At 43.5% G+C, this 2,578-nt stretch carries 5 protein-coding genes; all 5 read left to right on the forward strand.

Features of this window, described 5'->3' with window-relative positions:
• Positions 1-558 (forward strand): DUF4368 domain-containing protein (locus ACT8YW_RS22855; RefSeq protein ID WP_444107243.1); only part of this gene is annotated, 558 nt, incomplete at its 5' end.
• Entirely contained in the window at positions 555-899 is a 345-nt protein-coding gene (locus ACT8YW_RS22860) for a TnpV protein (protein WP_444107244.1), read from the forward strand. The genes ACT8YW_RS22855 and ACT8YW_RS22860, both read left to right, overlap by 4 nt.
• An 88-nt stretch (positions 900-987) precedes the next feature.
• Complete coding sequence (locus tag ACT8YW_RS22865; RefSeq protein WP_444107245.1) at positions 988-1,575, forward strand: hypothetical protein; 588 nt, start codon at positions 988-990, stop codon at positions 1,573-1,575.
• Positions 1,576-1,671: 96 nt separating this feature from the next.
• On the forward strand, positions 1,672-1,857 hold the full coding sequence (locus tag ACT8YW_RS22870) for a hypothetical protein (protein WP_444107246.1): 186 nt from the start codon (positions 1,672-1,674) through the stop codon (positions 1,855-1,857).
• A gap of 51 nt (positions 1,858-1,908) precedes the next feature.
• A complete protein-coding gene (locus ACT8YW_RS22875; protein WP_349222809.1) occupies positions 1,909-2,370 on the forward strand; it encodes a DMP19 family protein in 462 nt (153 codons plus the stop codon).
• Positions 2,371-2,578 lie beyond the last annotated feature (208 nt).

Genomic DNA, 2,578 nt, shown 5'->3' on the forward strand with positions numbered 1-2,578 from the left:
GACAGCAGATACGCCACTCTGGACGCTCAATACGAAAAGGAACAGTCCGAGCTTAACGCCGAAATCTCTGCTCTGGAAAAGGCTATCAAGAGCTATGAAACGCACGAAAAGGACGCTGACCGTTTTATCGCCCTGATTGATAAGTATGAGAACTTCGACAAGCTGACCATTGCCATGCTTAACGAGTTTATCGAGAAAATCCTTGTGCATGAGCGTGACCGCAAAGGCAGTATACAGACCACACAGGAGGTCGAGATTTACTTCAATTTTGTCGGTCGATTTGTTCCCCCGGCGTTTGGTGAAGTGGAGCTTACCCCGGAGGAATTAGAGGAAATCCGCAAGCGTGAGGAACGCAAGGACAGGCTTCATCAGAACTACTTGAAGCGGAAAGCCAGCGGAGCGCAGAAGCGATACGAGGACAAAATCAAGGGGAGAAAAAAAGCAGAAATTGAAGCTAAGAAAGCCGCCATTCGTGCGGAGGACATTGCAAAGGGCGTGTTCGTCCCTGTCAGCAGTTTACCGCAGAGAGAGCCGATGAAAGGAGTACAAACAGCATGAATATCGCTTACACACAGAACGGAGATTATCTTATCCCGAACATCGTTATCCGCAAGACCAAGCCCCTCGGACACTACGGCAGACTCCGCAAGGCGTATCTGGAAATGCACCGCCCGATACTGTTCAATGAACTGGTGCTATCCGATAGGCTCTTTGAGCATTGCGCCGAGATTGACGAAGCGGCACAAAACCGAATGGAGCTGATCGTGCCGCAACTGGCAAAGCAGTACGGCGTGACCGAAAGGCTGAAAGCCGAAAACCAAATGGAATGGGTGCGGCAGATGAACGCTTGCAAGGCACAGGCAGATGAGATTGTGAAAGCGGAATTGATTTATGATTGAGTGAGAAAGTCCGGGCAGAAAACTGTTCGGACTTTTCTCATATAGTCCAAAGTTGCGGTAGAATTGTTCACAGGTTTTATGGTATAATTTGAATACGAAAATTGAGCAACAAATTGAATTTGCGGAGGAGAATACTATGTTTCTTGTACTTCATCTGAACTCTCGACTTCAGCCAAAGCACCGCTTTGAACTTGAAGATGCTTTAACAGAGATTTTTGAGAGTAATGACAATGTCGGGAAAATAACGGGTGGCGGAACAGCAATGTTTCCCAGTGGCGAGATAGAAAGTTGTGATATTGAGATTGAATTTTCTAATAGGTCAGAAGATTTTGAGTGGCTTTTGAATTTACTTGATAACATCGGAATACCTAAAGGGTCGGTAGTGAAAACTGGCGGAAAGGATTTCTCTGTGGGATCGCTTGAAGGGCTGGGTCTTTATCTTAACGGATGCGACTTGCCTCAAGAGATTTATGAGATCTGTGATGTGAATGAGCTGATTGGACAGTTGGAAAATTCTCTCGGAGAAACGGGGCGATTATTCAGTTGGATGGAGCTTAACGATTTTACTGCATTATATTTTTATGGAACATTATTCGATGAAATGAATGATAAAATCAAACCCGTTATTTCAAGTCACCCGCTTTGTCAAAAATGCCGTGTTGAAAGAATAGCATAACATAGCGAATGATAAAACAAGTTTTCAAATTTTGTCGCACTGATAAAATCCCTTTAGGAACTAAAGGGCGCACTTCTATACTCTCTGTCGAGAGTAGTGCGTCCTGCGGAGCTTCATTCTCCGTCAGCAGAAGAAAACTGCATGACCGAGAATGTTGCGTCACTTCGTTCCGTCAAGGTGGCTACACCCCCTTGCGCCGCTAAAGCGGCTATCCCCTGTGGACTTGCCGTTCGCAAACAGCATAAAATGCTGTTCGCCGCCAGCAAGTTTGAAAGCGACTAAAATGAATTTTATGGAACAAACAAATCGGCAGTATGAAAGGAGAATAGCAGTATGGATGATTACGGAAAATTATGGCATAATTATTCTATCGAATTTAATTCAAAGTTAGTAAATTCAAATGGAGATTGGAACAAACTGGACGAAGATGAACAAGAAATTGCTGCCTTATGGAAGCTATTTGTGGACATAAATAACGGAGGATTTATCCAGTTTTTTTGCAACTGGGGTTTCCAATGTTTTTGCTATGCCATGCGTGGGCTAAAGCGCATCGATGATACCAGTCTTTATGAATTACTGGCAGACACATATTATGATGTTCTGGAAAAATTTAAAGATGATACCAGATTAACAGAATATTGGGATATACCAGAGTATCTGACAGATGAAGATGAGGAACGCCTTAACACTGCCGATACACAGTTCTATAAAACAGAATGTGAACATTTTACTAAAATGGCTTATGAATATTACCATCAAACATTGAAGAAAACGGTAACACCGATTGATACTTAACAATTTGAATTTGATGAAAAAGTCCTTGACTTTTCGTCTCTGGCTGTGCAGCATGCAATATCCCAGTTGCGACACCCCGTCATTCCGGATTACGAGCGGCAGAACCCAATATAGGCACTCATCCAATAACCGGGAGTTCCATAACGTAAATTACAGATTTTGTGGTGCAATTCATGACGTTGACCGGGCATGTATAAGCGTCCTCTCA

Origin of the sequence: Bacteroides sp. (assembly GCF_052357945.1) — a bacterium.
Classification (GTDB): domain Bacteria; phylum Bacteroidota; class Bacteroidia; order Bacteroidales; family Bacteroidaceae; genus Bacteroides.